General features: G+C 69.5%; 19 protein-coding genes. 7 read left to right on the top strand and 12 right to left on the bottom strand.

What is annotated here, in order from left to right; genetic code table 11:
- Positions 1-5 precede the first annotated feature (5 nt).
- The 12 genes from FHW84_RS18065 to FHW84_RS18120 all read right to left on the bottom strand — a co-directional run bounded on the left by FHW84_RS18065 (position 6) and on the right by FHW84_RS18120 (position 11173).
- Positions 6-704, bottom strand: a complete 699-nt coding sequence (locus FHW84_RS18065) for a class I SAM-dependent methyltransferase (RefSeq protein ID WP_167257383.1) — start codon at positions 702-704, stop codon at positions 6-8.
- Positions 701-1897 (bottom strand): amidohydrolase family protein, encoded by a 1197-nt coding sequence (locus tag FHW84_RS18070; protein ID WP_343203623.1) that lies wholly within the window; start codon positions 1895-1897, stop codon positions 701-703. Before FHW84_RS18070 ends, FHW84_RS18065 begins: the two co-directional genes overlap by 4 nt.
- A 2-nt stretch (positions 1898-1899) precedes the next feature.
- The gene (locus FHW84_RS18075) at positions 1900-2760 is read right to left on the bottom strand and encodes a class I SAM-dependent methyltransferase (protein WP_167257384.1); all 861 of its coding nucleotides are present in this window, start codon (positions 2758-2760) and stop codon (positions 1900-1902) included.
- Between the two features lie 155 nt (positions 2761-2915).
- The gene (locus FHW84_RS18080; RefSeq protein ID WP_167257385.1) at positions 2916-3749 is read right to left on the bottom strand and encodes a Wzz/FepE/Etk N-terminal domain-containing protein; all 834 of its coding nucleotides are present in this window, start codon (positions 3747-3749) and stop codon (positions 2916-2918) included.
- Positions 3739-4893, bottom strand: a complete 1155-nt coding sequence (locus FHW84_RS18085; RefSeq protein WP_167257386.1) for a hypothetical protein — start codon at positions 4891-4893, stop codon at positions 3739-3741. The genes FHW84_RS18080 and FHW84_RS18085 overlap by 11 nt, the downstream gene beginning before the upstream one ends.
- Complete coding sequence (locus FHW84_RS18090) at positions 4890-5816, bottom strand: glycosyltransferase family 2 protein (protein ID WP_167257387.1); 927 nt, start codon at positions 5814-5816, stop codon at positions 4890-4892. Before FHW84_RS18090 ends, FHW84_RS18085 begins: the two co-directional genes overlap by 4 nt.
- Before the next feature lie 2 nt (positions 5817-5818).
- Complete coding sequence (locus tag FHW84_RS18095) at positions 5819-7069, bottom strand: O-antigen translocase (RefSeq protein ID WP_167257388.1); 1251 nt, start codon at positions 7067-7069, stop codon at positions 5819-5821.
- Positions 7066-8178, bottom strand: a complete 1113-nt coding sequence (locus tag FHW84_RS18100) for a DegT/DnrJ/EryC1/StrS family aminotransferase (protein ID WP_167257389.1) — start codon at positions 8176-8178, stop codon at positions 7066-7068. The genes FHW84_RS18095 and FHW84_RS18100 overlap by 4 nt, the downstream gene beginning before the upstream one ends.
- Positions 8175-9110 carry a GNAT family N-acetyltransferase gene (locus FHW84_RS18105; protein WP_167257390.1) on the bottom strand — a complete coding sequence of 312 codons (936 nt, stop codon included), beginning with the start codon at positions 9108-9110 and terminating at the stop codon, positions 8175-8177. The genes FHW84_RS18100 and FHW84_RS18105 overlap by 4 nt, the downstream gene beginning before the upstream one ends.
- Complete coding sequence (locus FHW84_RS18110) at positions 9097-10080, bottom strand: hypothetical protein (protein ID WP_167257391.1); 984 nt, start codon at positions 10078-10080, stop codon at positions 9097-9099. The genes FHW84_RS18105 and FHW84_RS18110 overlap by 14 nt, the downstream gene beginning before the upstream one ends.
- A gap of 5 nt (positions 10081-10085) precedes the next feature.
- Positions 10086-10751: an acetyltransferase gene (locus FHW84_RS18115; protein ID WP_167257392.1), complete on the bottom strand. Its 666-nt coding sequence runs from the start codon at positions 10749-10751 to the stop codon at positions 10086-10088.
- Positions 10748-11173, bottom strand: a complete 426-nt coding sequence (locus FHW84_RS18120) for an FdtA/QdtA family cupin domain-containing protein (protein ID WP_167257393.1) — start codon at positions 11171-11173, stop codon at positions 10748-10750. The genes FHW84_RS18115 and FHW84_RS18120 overlap by 4 nt, the downstream gene beginning before the upstream one ends.
- A gap of 328 nt (positions 11174-11501) precedes the next feature.
- Here FHW84_RS18120 and FHW84_RS18125 point away from each other — a divergent pair, with 328 nt between their 5' ends.
- From FHW84_RS18125 to FHW84_RS18155, 7 genes are all read left to right on the top strand, one after another.
- Complete coding sequence (locus tag FHW84_RS18125; protein ID WP_243868192.1) at positions 11502-12113, top strand: cytochrome b/b6 domain-containing protein; 612 nt, start codon at positions 11502-11504, stop codon at positions 12111-12113.
- Between the two features lie 102 nt (positions 12114-12215).
- A complete protein-coding gene (locus FHW84_RS18130) occupies positions 12216-13511 on the top strand; it encodes a cytochrome C (protein ID WP_243868196.1) in 1296 nt (431 codons plus the stop codon).
- Between the two features lie 79 nt (positions 13512-13590).
- Complete coding sequence (locus tag FHW84_RS18135) at positions 13591-13926, top strand: c-type cytochrome (RefSeq protein WP_167257484.1); 336 nt, start codon at positions 13591-13593, stop codon at positions 13924-13926.
- A 56-nt stretch (positions 13927-13982) separates the two neighbouring features.
- The gene (locus FHW84_RS18140) at positions 13983-14639 is read left to right on the top strand and encodes a hypothetical protein (protein ID WP_243868193.1); all 657 of its coding nucleotides are present in this window, start codon (positions 13983-13985) and stop codon (positions 14637-14639) included.
- Between the two features lie 98 nt (positions 14640-14737).
- The gene (locus FHW84_RS18145) at positions 14738-15322 is read left to right on the top strand and encodes a sigma-70 family RNA polymerase sigma factor (protein ID WP_167257396.1); all 585 of its coding nucleotides are present in this window, start codon (positions 14738-14740) and stop codon (positions 15320-15322) included.
- Positions 15319-15966 (top strand): zf-HC2 domain-containing protein, encoded by a 648-nt coding sequence (locus FHW84_RS18150; protein ID WP_167257397.1) that lies wholly within the window; start codon positions 15319-15321, stop codon positions 15964-15966. Before FHW84_RS18145 ends, FHW84_RS18150 begins: the two co-directional genes overlap by 4 nt.
- A gap of 32 nt (positions 15967-15998) precedes the next feature.
- Positions 15999-17261 (top strand): S8 family serine peptidase, encoded by a 1263-nt coding sequence (locus FHW84_RS18155; RefSeq protein ID WP_167257485.1) that lies wholly within the window; start codon positions 15999-16001, stop codon positions 17259-17261.
- Positions 17262-17447 lie beyond the last annotated feature (186 nt).

The following is a 17447-nucleotide window of genomic DNA, read 5'->3' on the forward strand; positions in this document are numbered from 1 at the left end:
AGTCGTCACCCGTGCCGGCGCAGGCGGAACACCAGCGCCACCGGCACGTCCAGGGCGATGGGATCGAAACGCGCGTTGGCGGGAATATCGGCGGGATCGAGCATGGGTTCGCGCACCTCCTCGATCGCCAGGTCCAGCGCCGCGCAGGCGCGGTGCCAGTGGCTGTACAGATGCGGCGTGTGCCGTACGGCGTAGCGTTCGCCGCCGGCCTTGAAATCGCGCAGCCAGCCCAGCGCATGGCCGGTGGGATGGAAATCGCTGCACAGCAGGCTGCCGCCGGGTTTCGTCGCGCGGCGCAGTTCGGCCAGCGCGCGCGGCAGGTCGTCGATATGGCCGAGCACCAGGCCGCTGATGGTGAGGTCGGCGCGGGCATCCTCCACCGGCAGCTCCACCACGCTGCCGCGCAGCAGGGTCAGTTCGGTATCCGGACGCAGATCGGCCAGCTCGCCGCAGGCGCGTTCGAGCATCGGCAAGGAGAGATCCACGCCAGTCAGGCGCGTGGCGCCGCGGCGCGCGGCATGGCGCAGATAGCGGCCGCTGCCGCAGCCGGCATCGAGCACCGCCTGCTCGCGCAGGTCGGTGGGCAGCAGCGCGAGCATGGCTCGCTCCTCGGCCTGCATCACCGGGTTGTGCGCAAAGGCCGGGTAGCTGGCGGCCCACAGCGCGTACGCGGCTTCGGGTTCGAGGATGACGGGGCGGGTCATGCCTGCGCTCCCGCCAGCAACGAAGCCGCGCCGGCTGCGGCGAACGCCAGTCCTGGCTCCAGTGCCAGCAGCGCCGGATCCGCCAGTTCCTTCGCCAGCAGCTTGGGCCGGCCATCGAGCATCACCGGCACCGCCTCCACGCCCGCTGCGTCGAACCAGCCGGCGAAATCCGGATCGGCGATGCGCGGCACGCCGCCGCGCACCACCGCGCGCAAGTCGGCGCGGCTGAGGCCGACCAGGCTGTCGGCCATCGCGCCGCCGGCATCGGCCACGATCACCATGTCGGCGGGCGCACCGGGAACGAGGCGCCCATGTTCGGGCATGCGCAGCACATCGGCGCCCTGATGCGTGGCCATCGCCAGCAGTGCGTTGCTGTGCAGGCCGCCCACCACCGCGGCCACGCAGAGTTCTTCGAGCAGGTCGCGCGCGCCGCTCAGGCGCGAATCGCTGCCCAGCGCGAGGCGGCCGGCCGCCTGCAGCTTGCGCGGATCGAGCGTGCGGCCGAGCAAGGTGAGATTGCTGGCCGGACACCACACCACCGCGGCGCCGCTGGCGATCACCTTGGCGATGTCCTGCTCGCCGAGGCCGACGCCGTGCGCCAGCACGGTGCGTGCATCGAGGCAACCCAGTTGCTCGAGTTGTGCGAGCTCGGCTCGCGCTACATCGTCCGTGCCTTCGGCCAGATGGATCAGCCACGGCGAACCGGCCGGCGTGGCATCGAAGCTCTCGCGCACCGGCGGGCCGTAAGCCCAGCCCAGCGCATAGGCCCAGCCATGGCCGCGCAACAGCGCCACCGGGAAATCTGGCGCATCCAGTGCTTCGTGCCAGGGATCGTGGTGCGCCACGCAGGTCACGCCGGCCAGCAGGTTCTTCAGTGCGCCGTGGCGCAGGCGCAGGTCCTTCGGCAACTGCAGCGCGGCCGCCACTTCCGGCGCGCGGAAATGCGCCTGGAACGCTTCGATCCAGGCGTAGCTGTTGGGAAACGGCTGTCGCCGCGGCAACGGCGGCACGGCATTGACGTGCAGATGCTCGTGCGCGTTGACCAGCCCCGGGAACACCATGTGTCCGCGCAGATCGAGCGAAAAACCGCGCACTGGTTGCGCTTCGGCCACGCGCCCGTCGCGGATCGCCAGCGGCAGGCGCGAGGTGCCGTCCTCGCTCACCACCGTCCCGCCGTGCAGGATCGCGTCCACGCTCAGCGCCGGCGCATCACGATCAGGAAGTGATCGCCCATGTCGCGCAGCAGCGGCGCCGCGCCCCAGCGATCGTCGAGCAGGCCCAGCCGCTCGTAGCGCGCCGGGTGGCGCCGGTAGCGGTCCACCAGGTACGGTGGCGGCATGAACAGGCTCAGCGCGCGATAGCCCTCCAGCGCGAAGCCTTCGGCAAAGCTGCGGTAGAACTCGCGCGGCAGGTAATAGCGGGTCCAGATGGTGTGGTAGTTCATGCCCACCGCGGTGGCGCCGCGCGCGGCGCGCACGGCCGCGCGGCGGAAGCGGCCGCGCCGCACGTAGTGCGCGATCTCCCACGGGCAGATCCGGCCGATCACCGAGAACACCAGATAACCGCCGGGGCGCACCAGGCGCGCGCATTCGGCGGCGACCGCGGGCAGGTCCAGCGCGCAATTGAGCGGGCCGAAGTTGGAATACATCCCGTCGAAGGGGCCTTCGAACAGATCGCCGGTACCGCTGCCGATGCGCGCCAGCTCCTGCACCCCGATATGCGCGGCGCGCACGTCGCCTTCCATGCCCGCGGCAGCGGCGCGGTCGCGCGTGCGCTCGACCATGCGCGGCGACCAGTCGGTGGCCAGCACGCGGAAACCGCGCTGGCCGAATTCCACCGCATCGATGCCGGTGCCGCAGCCCAGGTCCACCAGCCGCGAGCCCGGCGCGAACAAGCGCTGCACGGTGTCCCACAGGGTCAGCCGCATGCGCTGGATCAATTCGTTGTTGCCGCGCGGGCCGTCGTAGTCGGCGGCCACGCTGTCGAACGCGCGCTGGGTGTCGAGCAGGCGCGCGTGGTCGAGGGCGGCCGGTTCCAGTTCGTGCGGACTGCTCATTTCCAACGTTGGTTCTCCACTTCGATCCTGGCCAGAGTCCGGCGTAGGTTGGGGTGAGCCGAAGGCGAACCCTAACATCGGTGCCTTCGTACGCTTCGCCACGTTGGGGTTCGCCTTTAGCTCACCCCAACCTGCGTCTTCTTCGTAAGTGCTCTTCAGCCGCGCATCGGTTGCGCCACGCGCCGCCGCGCATCCAGCGCCACCGCCACGAACAGGCCCAGGCCCAGGCCGCCGAGCAGGCCCACGCCCAGGATCAGCACGCGGTTCGGCGCCACCGGGTGGTCCGGCTGGTAGATCGGCCACGGCATCGAAGTGGCGAAGGTGTAGTTGGCGCTCATCCGCGCGGCCAGGTCGCTGCGCGCGTTGCGCAGCTCGCGCACCTCGGTGTCCTTGTTCGCCAGCAGCAGGCCGGCGGCCACGGCATTGCCCTGCCCGGCCACGCCATCCTTGCCGGCTGCCTGCTGCAGGCCATCGCGTTCGGCGGTCGCCGTGCGCAGGTCGGCCTGCACTTCGTCCAGGCGCGCCCGCGCCTGCGCCAGGGGCTCGGCCAGCAGCTGGCCGTGGATGGCCTGCAGGCGCTCGACCGTCGCCAGCACCAGGCGCCTGGCCTGTTCCGGGGAAGCCGCGCGCACGCTGAGCTTGATCAGGCCGGCATAGAACGACGGCTCGGCCTTCAGGCTCGCGCGATATCCGCGGGCTTCGGGCGAATTCGCCGCCAGCCCCGCGCTCTGTGTCACCTCGTCCTGGAACGAGCGCGTCTGCAGGCGATCGAGCACGCGCTGGAACGGTTCCGGCCGCGGATCCTGCCCCGCCGGCGCGGTGCCGACCTGGCCCACCTGCACCCAGGCGGTGGCTTCGTAGCGCGGCTTGGCCAGGAACGCGTAGGCGACGGCCAGCGCCACCACGGCCAGCAGCGCCACGGCGAAACCGCGCCACTGGCGGGTGAGCAGGCGCCACAGATCGATCAGGTAGATTTCGTCATGGTGCATGGTGGTCGACTCGGGACAAGGAGAAGGAAGACGGCGGCCGGCGCGGCAGCCAGGCGGCGAACAGCTGCATCAGCAGGCACAGCGCGATGAAACCCGCGCTCATGAAGGTGTAGGCCTGCGGCGCGAACGGCGCCATCGCGGCGACATAGGCCATGCGCAGGAAGATCAGCAGCGAGAACAGCGAGGTGGACGCGCACAGCCGCCGCGCGCTCCACACCAGCATCGCGTACAGCCCCAGCATCGCCGCCACTGCCCCGGCGGGACCCAGCGCGAGCAGGAACGGGAAATACTCGGTGCCGACATTGATCGTCGGCGAATCCAGCGGAATGCCGGTGCCGGCGGTGACGATGGAACCGCGCAGCGGCACCACCTGGTTCAGCAGGAAATCCGCGTTGTGATACTGCTTGGCCAGCATCGAGGCGAAGTTGTACGGCCCCGCGGTGAGATACAGCAGCAGCCATTTCACGCCAGGCGGCGCTTCGCGGTACAGCGCGCCGAACGGCAGGGTCACGCCCTCCAGCGGCCCCGAACGCAGGATGCCCAGCACCGCGAACAGCACCGCGCCCACCAGGCCCAGCAACAGCACCGCCGGCCACGGCAGGCGCAGCCCGCCCTTGCGCCGCAGCACCAGCACCAGGGCCACCGAGAACAGGCTGGCGAAGATGCGGTTGCGGTCGATCACCAGGATCGGAAACACGATGCCCGCCAGCACCATCGCATAGCGCAGGCCGCGATGGCGCACGCACAGCAGCCCCACCGGCGGCAGCACCCAGCACCACGCGGAAAGATGCCGGATATGTTCGCGGCCGCCTTCCATCTGTGCATAGGCGGAAGGTTTATCCAGCAGCGGAATCGGAAACAGCGCCAGGTCCAGCAGGCAGAACACCGCCACCAGCGCGCAGAACGCGAAGGCGACCATGGCCTCGCGCGTGCCCGCGTACTCGCGCAGCGCGAAGCGCTCGAACGGCGGCAGGCGCACGCCGCTCAGGGCATCCAGCGCCAGCATCGCCACCGCGCCGGCGATCAGCAGCAGCACGCCGTCGAGATAGCCTTCCGGCAGGTCGTACGTGAGCAGCGTCGCCCCGCAGGCCAGCAGCATCGGCAGGCCCAGATACGTGGAGGGACGGCGCAACAGGGCTTTCATGCCCGTTCCGCCTGCGGATGCGCCGACGGCAAGCGCAGCTTCGCCAGGCCGCGCAGGGCCAGGCAGGCGGCCATGCGCCAGGCCAGCCGCAGCGGGCGGCGCTGCAGGAAGGCGATCTTGGCGCCGATGAAATGCGCCTGCGCCTTCAGCAGCTGGCGGTCCGGCCCGTCGAACAGTTCCACACGGCGCAGCGCCACCCGCCGCGACTCGGCCAGGTTGGCCACGCGCGTGGCGACGTGGCGGGTCTTGCTCAGGTTGGCATCGTGCAGGCGATAGGCGCAGACCGGCCGGTCGATAAAGCCCAGCGCATCGCGCGCGACCAGGCGCAGGAAGAAATCCCAATCGTCGATGCGCAGTTCTTCCGTCCAGCCCGAGATCGCGCCAGGCACGCTACGCCGCAGCAGCGCCACCGGGCCGCCGATCGCCCAGTGGCGGATCACCGCGCGGCGGATGCCGTCGTCGGTGGCGTACTGGCGCTTGTCGGCATGGTGCAGGCTGCGCATGCCGCTTTCGTGCACGCGGTTGCCATAGCAGTCGACCACCACCGAATCGCCCACCACCGCCCATTTGCGCGGATGCGCCTGCAGATAGCGCACCTGCGCCTCCAGGCCGCCGGGCAACAGGAAATCATCGCTGGCGCCGAGCTTGAGGAAGTCGCCGCGCGCCAGCGAAGCCAGCTCGTTGAGCGTGGCCGCCACGCCGCGGTTTTCGCGGCGCCGGTAGACGATCGGCAGCGTGCTTTCGTGCCGCGCGATCCACTGCGCGATCTTGCCCGGCGTGCCGTCGATCGAACCGTCGTCGATGATCACCACTTCCTTCGCCCGGTAGGGATCCTCCAGCACGCTGTCCAGGCAGCGCAGTACGAAGCGCTCGTGGTTGTGCGCGGGAATCAGCACCGACACCAGCGGCCATTCGCTGCCCATGGCTACAAGCTCCTCAGGTAGCGGCGCGCCACCAGCAGATTGAAGGCGAGATAGAACAGGTAGTTCACCGCGAACGCGTACACGGCGCCGGGCAGCCCATACCAGCGGGTAAATACGAAGACCAGGGCCAGGTAGCTGGCGGCGAAGACGAATTCCGACAGCACGAACAGGCCGGTCATGGCCTTGGCCAGCATCAGGTACGACAGCACGAACGAGGCGATCTTGATCACGTCGCCGATCAGCTGCGGCCCGTACAGCGCATTGGCGGCGGCGAAGTCGGCGGTGAACAGCGCGCGCGTCACCCATTCGCGCGCCACGTACACCAGCAGGGCCAGCGTCGCCGCGGCCGGCAGCAGCTGGCGCCAGGCCTGGCCCAGCTCGCGCTTCAGCTCCTCGCGCTCGCGCACCGCGGCCAGCCTGGGCAGGTAATAGACGTTGATCGCGGTGGTGAGAAACAGCAGGTAGGCGTCCGACACCCGCGTCACCGCCTGCCAGTAGCCCACCTGCTCCCAGCCGAACTGCGCGGCCAGATGGTCGCGCACCGCGATATTGATCAGCGGCGCGCACAGCGCGGAACTGAGCGTCATCAGCGAGAACGTGGCCAGCCGCACGATCATGTCGCGGTCGTAGCCGGCGCGCAGCATGCCGGGGCGGAAATCCGGGCTGCGCCACCACGCCGGCAGGCCGATCGCCAGCCACAGCAGCTGGCCCAGCACCAGCGCCAGCAGCGCGCCGTACAGGCCCTGCTGCCACGACAGCCACGCCGCCAGCAGGATGCTCAGCGCCGAACCCACCACCTGGATGAACACCAGCCGGCGCACGTCCATGAAGCCGTTGATCACCGCCAGCAGATAGTTGCTTACCGCAATGCCGACCTGCGCGAATGCCAGCACCCGCAGCAGGCCTTCGTAGCGCGCATCGTCCAGCAGCCACAGCGCGAGCTGCCGGCTGAACAGCAAGGCAGCCAGGCCCATCAGAATGGCCGCGCACAGCGCATAGCCCAGCGCCGCGCGCAGCAGGCGCGCCAGGCGTTCCGGATCGTCGCGGTACTCGGCCACGTATTTGACGATGGCCGCGCTGATCCCGCCGCCGGCCAGCACCGCCAGCAGCGACATCAGGCTCATGAACTGGCCGAGCTTGCCGACGCCGTCCGGCCCGGCCGCCCACGCCACCAGCTTCACCACCACCAGGCCCGCGAGCAGGCGCGCGGCGGTGCCGATGGCGCTGTACAGGCCGGCGCGGGCGATGCTCATGCGCTGCCCTTGAAGCTGCGGCAGGCGGCGATCACGCGTTCCACCGCCGCGTCGTCCAGCGCCGGATTCAGCGGCAGGCTCAGCACTTCCGCATGCAGCCGCTCGGCCACCGGCAGCTGCAGGCGATGCCATTGCGCATAGGCGGGCTGGCGATGCGCCGGCACCGGGTAATGCACCTGGGTGTGGATGCCGTGCGCCTGCAGATGGCGCTGCAAGGCATCGCGCCGCCGGCTGCGCACCACGAACAGATGCCAGACGTGGCCTTCCTCGCGCGCCACCGGGGGCAACGCGATGGCCGGGTTGTCGATGCCTTCGCAATAGCGCCGCGCGATGCGGCGGCGGAGCAGGATCTCTTCGTCCAGATGCGCCAGCTTCACCCGCAGCAGCGCGGCCTGCATTTCGTCCAGGCGCGAATTCACGCCCTGGAACTGGTGCTGATACTTGGTTTCCGAGCCGTAGTTGCGCAAGGCCGCGACACGGCGCGCCAGCGCATCGTCGCTGGTGGTGACCGCGCCGCCGTCGCCGAGCGCGCCGAGGTTCTTGGTCGGGAAAAAGCTGAAGGCCGCCGCATCGCCGAAGGCACCGGCCTTGCAACCATCGAGCGATGCGCCATGCGCCTGCGCGGCATCCTCGATCAGCAGCAGTCCGCGGCGGCGCGCCAAGGCGGCCAGCGCCGGCATCTCGGCCAGCTGCCCATACAGATGCACCGCGATGATGGCGCGCGTGCGCGGCCCGATCGCCTGCTCCACCTGGGCCGGATCGAGATTGAAGGTCAGCGGATCCGGCTCCACCGGCACCGGCACCAGCCCGCTCTGGCTCACCGCCAGGAAGGTGGCGATAAAGGTGTTGGCGGGCACGATCACCTCGTCGCCCTCGCGCAGCGCACCCAGGCCGCGGTAAGCACGCAGGATCAGCGCCAGCGCATCCAGCCCGTTGCCCACGCCCAGCGCATGGCGCACGCCGCAGTAGTCGGCGAACTCGCGCTCGAACGCTTCCAGCTCCGCGCCGAGGATGTACCAGCCCGAGTCGATCACGCGCGCGGCCGCGGCTTTCAGCGCCTCGGCGTAGCGCGCGTTGACCGCCTGCAGGTCGAAGAACGGGACGCTCATGCGAACTCCCATTCGTAGCAATCGTGCACCGCGGCGCGCGCGCCGAAGCGCTCCTTCTGCGCGACCAGCCCGGCGTTCAGCACGCGCCCGGCCTGCTCGGTGGAGATGCCGAAGCTGAAGTGGCGCTTGTGCGCATAGCTGTGCTCGATCAGTTCGGCCAGCAGCAGGCTCAGCGCATGGCGCTGGCGGCCGGCTTCGGAGGCGGCCAGGTATTGGGTGTGCGCCGCGGGGCCGAGGTCGTAGACGAGCGCGGCGGCCAGCACTTCGTGTTCGTCCGCCACTTCGTGCAGCACGATCTGCTGCGGGAAACGGCCCTGCAGCAGGCGCAGCTCGGCCAGCGAATGGACCGGCGTGGCTTCGTGCCTGGCCAGTACGTCCGTCAGCAGCGCGTGGAAGGGTGCGAGATCGCCGCCGGTACGCACACTCAGCCCGGCCTTGCGTGCCTTGGCCACCGCACGGCGGCGCTCGTCGGTGAATTCGAACGGCTCGCGCAATGCGATTACCGAAGACAGGTCGCGCCGCACCAGCCGGGCGCCCAGGCGATGCAGCGCATAGAGATCTTCTTCCGCGGGATAGGCATGGAATACATGCGGCACGGCCTTGTAGAGCAGCCGCTTCGCACCCAGGGCGCGGTAGTGCCCGGCGATCTTTTCGAATGCTTCCAGCGCCGCCTCGGCACGCAGCGCCCGCGAGCTGATCAGCCCCGCATAGGTCAGCCCGCCATGGCTGCTGACCTGCTCGCCGTCGCGGTTGGCCGGCAGCACGGCGACCGGTTCGCCGTCCTTCTCGATCAGCAGCGAGGCGTCGGCGAAGCGATCGGCGTGATAGTCCATGTAGCCGCGCCGGTGCAGCAGGTTGCCGTTGCGCGAACGCGCCACCAGCGCATCCCAGGCCGCGGCGTCGGCGGGCGTGTAAGGCTTAACCGAAAGCATGCGCGCCCTCCGCGACGGCCTGGTCCGCCTTGCCTTCGAACGTAGCCTCGGCCAGGCCGAAGCCGGCCATGCCCATGTCGTTACCGTTGTAGAACATCAGCAGCTTGCTGCCGTGGCGCAGCAGCGCCGGATAGCTCAGCGCGCGCGCATCCCAGCCGTCGCGGGACGGCGCGATGCCCAGCGCCTCGTCGTGACGTTCCCAATGCACGCCGTCGTCGCTGAACGCCACGCCGGGCTGATAGCGCCCCGCGCGGTCGCCCCAGGTGAAGTACATGACGTAGCCGCCGCCGAGCCGGTAGACCCGCGGCCGCCCGATGCGGTATTCGTCGCCGCGGGGCAGCAGGCAGATGCGGTCGCCGCGCGGGATGGCGCTGAGGTCGCGCGTCTCGGTGCAGCAGATGTGATAGCGCGGAAACGGCCGGCCACCGATCGATTCCCAGTCGTCGCCTACCGCGTACCACAGGCGCCACAGGCCTTGCTCGTAATGCGCGCTGTGGATGGCGGCGATGGTGCTGCGGCGCGGCGCGCGGTCCAGGATCGGCGTCTCCTGCACGCGCTGGAAGCGCTGCCCGCCGTCGGTGGACAGCGCCAGTCCGCTGAAGGCGAGGAACTTGGCCTTGGCCACTTGCTGGAAGCCCACGTAGAACAGATGCAGCCCGCCGGGTGCATCCACCACGTCGCCCAGGATCATGCCGTTGTCGTCGAAGCAGCCGCCGCGGCCGACATCCAGCGCCGGCCTGGCGCTGACGCCGAGCACGCGCGTGGGCTCTGCCGCCGCCAGGTCGACATAGCCGAGCCGGCTGACGCCGGCATCGTCGCGAAAGCCCGCATAGACGCGGATGCGCTCCTCGTCGAGCCGCCACGGCGTGGGCGTCAGCGCCGAATGGCGCATCCAGCCGCCGACGCCCTGGCGCGCCACGTCAAAGACCAGTCCGCGCTTGGTCCAGGCGAGTGGGATGGCGGCAGGCATGCGCGCTAGAACCTCACATCCAGGCTGGAGCGGTCCGGCAAGGCGCGCGCAGGCGAGCCGACGTAGACCTTGCCCGGTTTGGTATCGCGCACCACCAGGGCGCCGGAGCCGATCACATTGTCGGCCGCCACTTTCACGCCGTCGTTGAAGGTGGCGTTGACGCCGACGAAGCTGCTTTCGCCGATGTCGCAGAAGCCCGAGATCACCGCGTGCGAGGCGACGAACACATGGTCGCGCACCACCGTGCGGTGCCCGACGTGATTGCCGCTCCACAGGATGCAGTTGTTGCCCACCGTGACGAAGGGCTGGATCACGTTGTGCTCGAAGATGAAGCTGTTCTCGCCGATCTCCACATTGCGCCAGACGAAGGCGCGGCTGCTCACGTAGCTGGCGAAGCGGTAGCCCCTGGCCTTGGCGTCGAGATAGAAACGCGTGCGCAGGCGGTTGAGGCCCGTGGCGGGAATCGCCACGAACAACTCGGCGTCGCCGGGTGCGTAGCGCGAGGCAAGCTCCTCGTAAGCCAGCACCGGGCGGCCTTCCAGCTCGGTGTCCTTCAGGTGCGCGCGTTCTACGCTGAAGGCGACCACGTCGTAGTCGCTGTCGTGCTCGAAGTATTCGAGCGCGATCCGCGCCATCTCGCCCGCGCCGATCAGCACCAGCGGCCGGCTCATGCCACCGCGCCCCCGAGGCGGCGGAAGCCGTTGGCTTCGCGCAGGAATTCGTCGTAGTCGGTGATGTAGTCGGCCGGATCGTAGAACTGGTCGGCCAGCACCATCAGCACGCAGTCGTCGCTGAAGCCGTACAGCTCGCGCCACACCATGTCGCCCAGCAGCAGGCCCTGGCTCGGGTCGTTCAGCACCACCTCGACCGGGCCGGTACCGTCGTCCAGCAGGATGGTCACCGAGCCGCGCACGGCCACCGCCAGCTGCTTGAGGTGGCGGTGCGCATGGCGGCCGCGGTGCACGTTCGGCTCGGTGGCGTACACGTAGTACACCCGCCGGATCTCGAACGGCACGTTGCGCTCCTGTTCCAAGGCCACGAGCATGCCGCCGTGGTCGCCGTGCTGCTGAAACTGGATGCGTTCGATGTCCATCGTGGCTGGCTCTTCGCTCGTGTGAGAACGACCTGTTCGAGGCTGAGTGCCGGTGGCGCCGGGAAAGGTTGCGGCGATGCATTCCATCCCAGCGACAACCTGCTCCCTCTCCCCTGCGGGGAGAGGGTTGGGGTGAGGGGCCGGGCGGAGCGGAAAGCGAACGGTCTGCTCAAGCTCCAGAGCTTTTTCTGCGCTTCGTAAAAACACTGTGGCTAGAGCGTCCCCCTCACCCCAGCCCTCTCCCCGCAGGGGAGAGGGAGCAAGTTGTCGCAACCTTTTTGGCTCGATCCAGCACCTACGCCTCGACACGACGCGCGGGGATCGCCGGATGGGTTCGAGGTACCAGGACAAGGCCGACATGCCGATGCCGGGCAGCACGCCCGCCGTCGGCGGCCGCACGGAAACGCAGGAACCGCTGCGCCGCCCGCGCGGCATGGCGATCCTGCACTGGAGCACGGTGCTGCTGCTGATCGCCGCCGCCGCCTTCGCGCTGACCCGCGACGAAGTCGCCGGCCGCGTCGCGCGCCAATGGCTGCTGGAAGGCCATCGCCATACCGGCCTGCTGGTGCTGCTGCTGGCGGTGCTGCGCATCGGCGTGCGCCTGCGTCACGGGCGCCTGCCGCAGGCCGTCCATTCGCGCGTCATCCGCATCGCCGCGTGGCTCACCCATGCCGCGCTGTATCTGATCCTGCTCGCACTGCCGCTGGTCGGCTGGGCGCTGAGCAATGCCGAGGGCAAGCCGGTGACGCTGTTCGGCGCCGCCCTGCCCGCGCTGGTGGCGGACGACGAAGACCTCGCCGACGCCTTGCTCGTATGGCACCAGGACATCGCCTGGGCCTTGCTCGCCCTGGTGCTGCTGCATATCGGCGCCGCGCTCTATCACCACTTCGTGCGGCGCGACGACGTGCTGCGCGCGATGTGGCCGTGGCGTTCGAGCTGAATCCTTCGCCGTAACCCCTCGCGCAAGTCCCCCATCCCGACACACCAAGGAGGTTTCATGCTGTCTCTGCCGTATCGCCGGATGGCGCGCCGCACGCGGAACATGACCGTGCTGTACGGCGTGGGCGCCGCCTTCTCGCTGGCCTGCACCACCGCGCAGGCCATTCCCGTCTATGCCCGCCAGACCGGCGCCGCCTGCGCCGACTGCCACGCCGGCTCCTATGGCCCGGCGCTCACGCCCTACGGCATGCGCTTCAAGCTCAACGGCTATACCGACACCGACGGCAAGGGCTTCAAGATCCCGGTGGCCGCGCAGCTGATCGGCACGCGCTCGGTGCCGGCGCGCGGCGAGAGCTCCAACCGGCTGACCGAAGCGGACGTCTATCTGGCCGGACGCCTGACCGAGCAGGTCGGCGGCTATGTGAAGGTGACCAGCAACAACGACGGCCACAACCGCTTCGACACCAAGCTGAGCGACGTGGACCTGCGCTTCGTCGCCAAGGAGCTGAAGCTCGGCGGCAAGGACCTCACGCTGGGCGTGAGCGTCAACAACAATCCCGGTTTCCAGGATCCGATCGCCGCCCTGCCCGCGGCGTCTTCGCTGGGTCCGCCGGGCGTGACCGGCACCGTGCTCAATCCGTCCAGCCCGAATGCGCCGGCCAACCGCGTGTTCGGCGCCACCGTGTACGGCTTGTACGACTCGCGCTGGTACGGCGAGCTGGGCACCTACAACTCGATGCAGCGCTCCACCCAGGACCGTCTCGGCTACAACCCCAATGGCGACCCGGGCAAGCTGCACGACACCGGCTATGCGCGCTTCGCCTACATGCGCGACATGCGGCGGCAGTTTTTCTCCGCGGGCGTGGTCGCGCTCACCACCAAGCGCGAGCTGCCGCGCACCGGCGGCCCGATGGACCGGCTCACCGACCTGGGCTACGACCTCACCTACCAGTTCCTCGGCAACCGCGAGCACATCGTGCAGCTGAGCTACGTGAACATCCTGGAGCGGCGCAAATACGGCAGCACGCCGGCCAGCCCGATCGCGCCGGGCCTGCTGGCCAAGCCGCGCGGCACGGTGCACGACCAGACCCTGACCGTGGCCTACACCTTCAAGCAGAGCTATACCCTGCTGTTCTCGCACCTGGTCAGCACCGGCTCGCGCGACGATGCGCGCTTCGTCCCCTACGGCGTGCCGGATACCACCGCCAACCTGGTCAGCCTGTACTGGGCGCCGTTCGGCAAGGACGACTCGTACACGTCCATGGCCAATCTCAAGCTCGCCGCCAACTGGTTCCGCTTCACCCGTTTCAATGGCGCCCGCGACAACATCTTCGGCGCGCCGGGCACCAATGCACGCGACTTCAATGCCTTCTCCCTTACCGCCGCCGTGGCGTTCTGACCGGATCCGATGCGTGAAGACCTCAAGCCTTAAGCGAAACCTTCGAAACCTCGCCCTCGCCGCGCTGGCCTGCGCCTGGATGGCGGCCTCGCCGGCCTTTGCCGGCGATGCGTCGGCCGGCGCCGACGTGTTCAAGAGCGAATGCGCCGAGTGCCACAGCATCAAGGAGGGCCGCAACAAGAAAGGCCCCAGCCTGTTCGGCGTGCTGGGCCGCAAGGCGGCGACGGTGCCGGACTACGAGTACTCCGATGCGCTGCGTGCGCAGTCGTCATGGGTGTGGACACCGGAACAACTGCACAGTTATCTCGCTCAACCGGCCAAGCGCGCCAATCCCGGTACGAAAATGAAATACGATGGGCTGAACGATGCAAAACAGCTCGACGATCTCATTTCCTACCTGGGCACGCTCCACTGACGACACGTTCCGCCGCTGTATGCACTGCCTTGCCGCTACGCCGGATGCTTCCCGGCATGGCGGCCCTCTGCATGGCGCTGCCGCTGCATGCGGGCACGCTCGGCGGCGGCATCGCACTGAGTTCGCAGCTGGTCGACCGCGGCCAGGCCATCACCAGGGCCACGCCGGTGCTGCAGGGCGTGCTGTCGTGGACCACGCCGGACGGCTGGGCGCTGGGGCTTTCCGCCAGCGCCCAGGCACGCTCGCCGGGAGGCATGGTGGAAGCGATGGGCCAGGTCGCGCACTACTGGACGCTGTCGGACGACTGGTCCATGCAGGCCAGCGCCATCTACTACAAATACCCCATGCGCAGCCGCTTCTTCGACCGCGGCGAAGGCGGACTGCACTGGACGTACCGCGACGTGCTCACCTTCGGCGTGTCGGCCACCCGCTTCACCCACGCCGACCACGAGCGCACCCGGCCGGGCGCGGATGCCACCTTTCACTGGCCGCTGACCGAAGAACTGTCGCTGTCGGTGGGCGCCGGCGTGGCCAAGTCCTATTTCGACCCCTACCCCTATTACCGCTACGGCCATGCCGGCCTGGCCTGGACCCGGGGCGCGTGGCGGATGGAGCTGGACCGGGTGGCGGCGGATGTGAAGACGCCCCGCTACTGGCGTTCACGTTCGCCCGAGGCGGAGCCCTGGGTGGCGACCGTGCTCTGGTCGTTCTGACCGCTTGCGACGGATCCCAACCCCGGCGCAACCTTTTCCTATCCGGTCGGCACTCATGGGGACAGCCACGCCGCCCTCAGACCGGTGACCTGACGATCATGAACGAAGCCGATATCGAAGCCGATGCCACCGACCGCGCGCTGTTGCAGCGCATGGCGGCGGGCGACCGCGTGGCCCTGGCCACGCTGTACCGCGGCTATCACGGCCGCCTGACCCGCTTTCTGACGCGCCTGACCCGGCGGCCGGACGTGATCGAGGAAGTCATCAACGACTGCTTCTGGATCGCCTGGCAGAAGGCCGGCACCTTCCAGGGCGATTCGCGGGTATCCACCTGGATCATGGGCATCGCCTACCGCTGCGGCCTGAAGGCCCTGCGCCAGCATGGCGACGAGCCGATCGAGGACGACGCCCTGTACGGCGACCGCGCCCCCAGCCACGACCCCAGCGAAGACCACGAACTGCGCGACTGGCTGGGCAAGGCGCTGGAGCGCCTCACCGTCGACCAGCGCGTGGTGCTGGAGCTGGTCTACGGCGTGGGCCATTCGCTCAACGACGTGGCCGTGATCATGCAGTGCCCGGTGGGCACGGTGAAGGCGCGGCTTTTTCACGCGCGGGTGCGCCTGCGCAATGTGTTGCCGGATCTTGCCGGCGAATCCTCAGCGCACGTTGGAGGTGCGCCATGACGTTTTCGATCAACGCCAGCCGGGATTGCGCCCGCGCCTGGGAAGCCATGCCCTGGGTGCTGCAAGGCAACGCCTCGCCGGAGCAGGCCGAATGGCTGGACGGCCATCTCGCGCAGTGCGCGGCCTGCCGCGCCGAATACGCGCAGCAGATCCGCCTGCGCGACGCGCTGGCGCTGCCGGCCGATGTCGCGGTGGACGCCAACGCCGGCCTGAAGCATCTGCTCGACCGCCTGGACGCGCACGACGCCGAAGCCGCCGCGCCCGCCAGGGCACGCGCGCGCAGCAGCGGCTGGCTGCTGCGCGGCCTGGCCGCCGCGGTGCTGCTGCAGGCGCTGGGCATCGGCATCCTCGGCCTGAAGCTGTATCGCGAACAGGGCGCGGCCGACTACCGCACCTACAGCAGCCAGGACGGCGCCGCCGCGCCGGCCGGCGCGATCCGCGTGATCCCGGATGCCAGCATGAAGGTGGTGGACTGGAATGCCGCGGTGCATGCGCTGCACCTGCAGGTGGTGGGCGGCCCGAACACCGTGGGCGCCTACACCGTGGTGGCCGCCGACACCGCCACCACCCAGGCCGAAGTGGTGCGCCAGCTGCGCGCCACGCGCGGCATCCGCATGGCCGAGCCGGTGGCCTCGGTCCCGTGAAAGCGACGCTGCGCGCCTGCCTCGCCTTCGCCATGGCGCTTGCGCTGGGCGCCTGCGCGTCGGCGCCGGCCGGGCGCGGCAACGCGGCGGCAACGCCTGCGGCCGCGGCGTCGATGAACAGCCAGCGCGACATCGTGCTGGCCGTGGCCAACCCTCTCGATCCGCCGGGCACGCATGCCGGCTCCAGCCTGCTCGGCTATGCGCCGCCGGGCCATTACGGCGCCGGCCAGCGCGCGGTCTCGCAGCTGGACGAACTGAAGCAGCGCTACGGCCTGCGCGAAGTGGTCGGCTGGCCGATCAAGGCGCTGGGCCTGTTCTGCATCGTGGTGGAACCGCCCGCGGGCGCCGACCGCGAGGCCCTGCTGCAGAACCTGGCCAAGGACGAGCGCGTGAAGCTCGCCCAGCCGCTGCAGGACTACGAAGTCTATGCGGATACGCAGCAGCAGGCCCCGCACAAGTACAACGATCCCTACGCCGACCTGCAGCGCGGCTTCGTCGAGACCGACGCCGCCACCGCGCACGAGACCAGCCAGGGCGGCGGCGTGCACGTGGCCATCGTCGATACCGGCGCGGACGTCACGCATCCCGACCTGCAAGGCCGCATCGCCGACACCCACAACGCGGTGGACGGCGACGCCGCCGCCTTCGACCGCGATGCGCACGGCACCGAAGTGGCCGGCATCATCGCGGCCATGGGCGACAACCACCAGGGCATTGTCGGCATCGCGCCCAAGGCGGTGCTGAGCGTCTACAAGGCCTGCTGGTATCCGGACCGCAACGCCGGCGCGCGCTGCAATTCGTTCACCCTGGCCAAGGCGCTGGCGGCGGTGCTGGACACCGATGCGCGCGTGGTCAATCTCAGCCTGGGCGGCCCGGCCGATCCGCTGCTGGGCAAGCTGCTGGACGAACTGCTGCGGCAGAAGCGCATCGTGGTGGCGGCGCGTCCGCCGGACGGCGACGCCAAGGGTTTTCCCGACAACTCGCCCGGTGTGATCGTGGTGCGTTCCGCCGCCGCCACGCCGGCGCCGCCGGACGTAGTAAGCGCGCCGGGCAGCGACATCCTCACCACCCAGCCGCATGGCGGCTACGACTTCACCTCGGGTTCCTCGATGGCGGCCGCGCACGTCACCGGCATCGTCGCGCTGCTGCTGTCGATCCAGCCGGATCTCGATGCCGCATCGATCCGCAAGCTGCTGCTGATGGATGGCAAGACGGCCAACGGCCAGAGCCAGGTAAACGCGGCACTGGCGGTGCGGGCCCTGCAGAGTTCGCTGCACCACGCCGGGTCGCCTTGACGGCCGCTGCTTTGCGGCCGCGCGCCGCATAGACCCCGACGCTCAGCTCACTGGCCTTAAATGACATGGCGCAACCGCGCCCGTCATTTTATTCGTATGCGCCTGCGCGATCCTTTAAATCTGCGCGGCTCCCGAAGCTCCGGCGCGACATGCCGCGCAGCTTCGCCCGCAACGCCGGCGTTGCGC

This window comes from Dyella sp. SG562, assembly GCF_011759495.1.
Classification (GTDB): Bacteria; Pseudomonadota; Gammaproteobacteria; order Xanthomonadales; family Rhodanobacteraceae; genus Dyella_D; species Dyella_D marensis.

Coding starts and splice junctions, on each gene's coding strand:
- FHW84_RS18105 (WP_167257390.1), bottom strand. CDS start 9,110: ATGCTTTCGGTTAAGCCTTACACGCCCGCCGACGCCGCGGCCTGGGAT.
- FHW84_RS18065 (WP_167257383.1), bottom strand. CDS start 704: ATGACCCGCCCCGTCATCCTCGAACCCGAAGCCGCGTACGCGCTGTGG.
- FHW84_RS18085 (WP_167257386.1), bottom strand. CDS start 4,893: ATGAAAGCCCTGTTGCGCCGTCCCTCCACGTATCTGGGCCTGCCGATG.
- FHW84_RS18095 (WP_167257388.1), bottom strand. CDS start 7,069: ATGAGCATCGCCCGCGCCGGCCTGTACAGCGCCATCGGCACCGCCGCG.
- FHW84_RS18130 (WP_243868196.1), top strand. CDS start 12,216: ATGACCGTGCTGTACGGCGTGGGCGCCGCCTTCTCGCTGGCCTGCACC.
- FHW84_RS18110 (WP_167257391.1), bottom strand. CDS start 10,080: ATGCCTGCCGCCATCCCACTCGCCTGGACCAAGCGCGGACTGGTCTTT.
- FHW84_RS18135 (WP_167257484.1), top strand. CDS start 13,591: ATGGCGGCCTCGCCGGCCTTTGCCGGCGATGCGTCGGCCGGCGCCGAC.
- FHW84_RS18140 (WP_243868193.1), top strand. CDS start 13,983: ATGGCGGCCCTCTGCATGGCGCTGCCGCTGCATGCGGGCACGCTCGGC.
- FHW84_RS18125 (WP_243868192.1), top strand. CDS start 11,502: ATGGGTTCGAGGTACCAGGACAAGGCCGACATGCCGATGCCGGGCAGC.
- FHW84_RS18115 (WP_167257392.1), bottom strand. CDS start 10,751: ATGAGCCGGCCGCTGGTGCTGATCGGCGCGGGCGAGATGGCGCGGATC.
- FHW84_RS18090 (WP_167257387.1), bottom strand. CDS start 5,816: ATGGGCAGCGAATGGCCGCTGGTGTCGGTGCTGATTCCCGCGCACAAC.
- FHW84_RS18075 (WP_167257384.1), bottom strand. CDS start 2,760: ATGAGCAGTCCGCACGAACTGGAACCGGCCGCCCTCGACCACGCGCGC.
- FHW84_RS18155 (WP_167257485.1), top strand. CDS start 15,999: ATGGCGCTTGCGCTGGGCGCCTGCGCGTCGGCGCCGGCCGGGCGCGGC.
- FHW84_RS18080 (WP_167257385.1), bottom strand. CDS start 3,749: ATGCACCATGACGAAATCTACCTGATCGATCTGTGGCGCCTGCTCACC.
- FHW84_RS18100 (WP_167257389.1), bottom strand. CDS start 8,178: ATGAGCGTCCCGTTCTTCGACCTGCAGGCGGTCAACGCGCGCTACGCC.
- FHW84_RS18145 (WP_167257396.1), top strand. CDS start 14,738: ATGAACGAAGCCGATATCGAAGCCGATGCCACCGACCGCGCGCTGTTG.
- FHW84_RS18150 (WP_167257397.1), top strand. CDS start 15,319: ATGACGTTTTCGATCAACGCCAGCCGGGATTGCGCCCGCGCCTGGGAA.
- FHW84_RS18120 (WP_167257393.1), bottom strand. CDS start 11,173: ATGGACATCGAACGCATCCAGTTTCAGCAGCACGGCGACCACGGCGGC.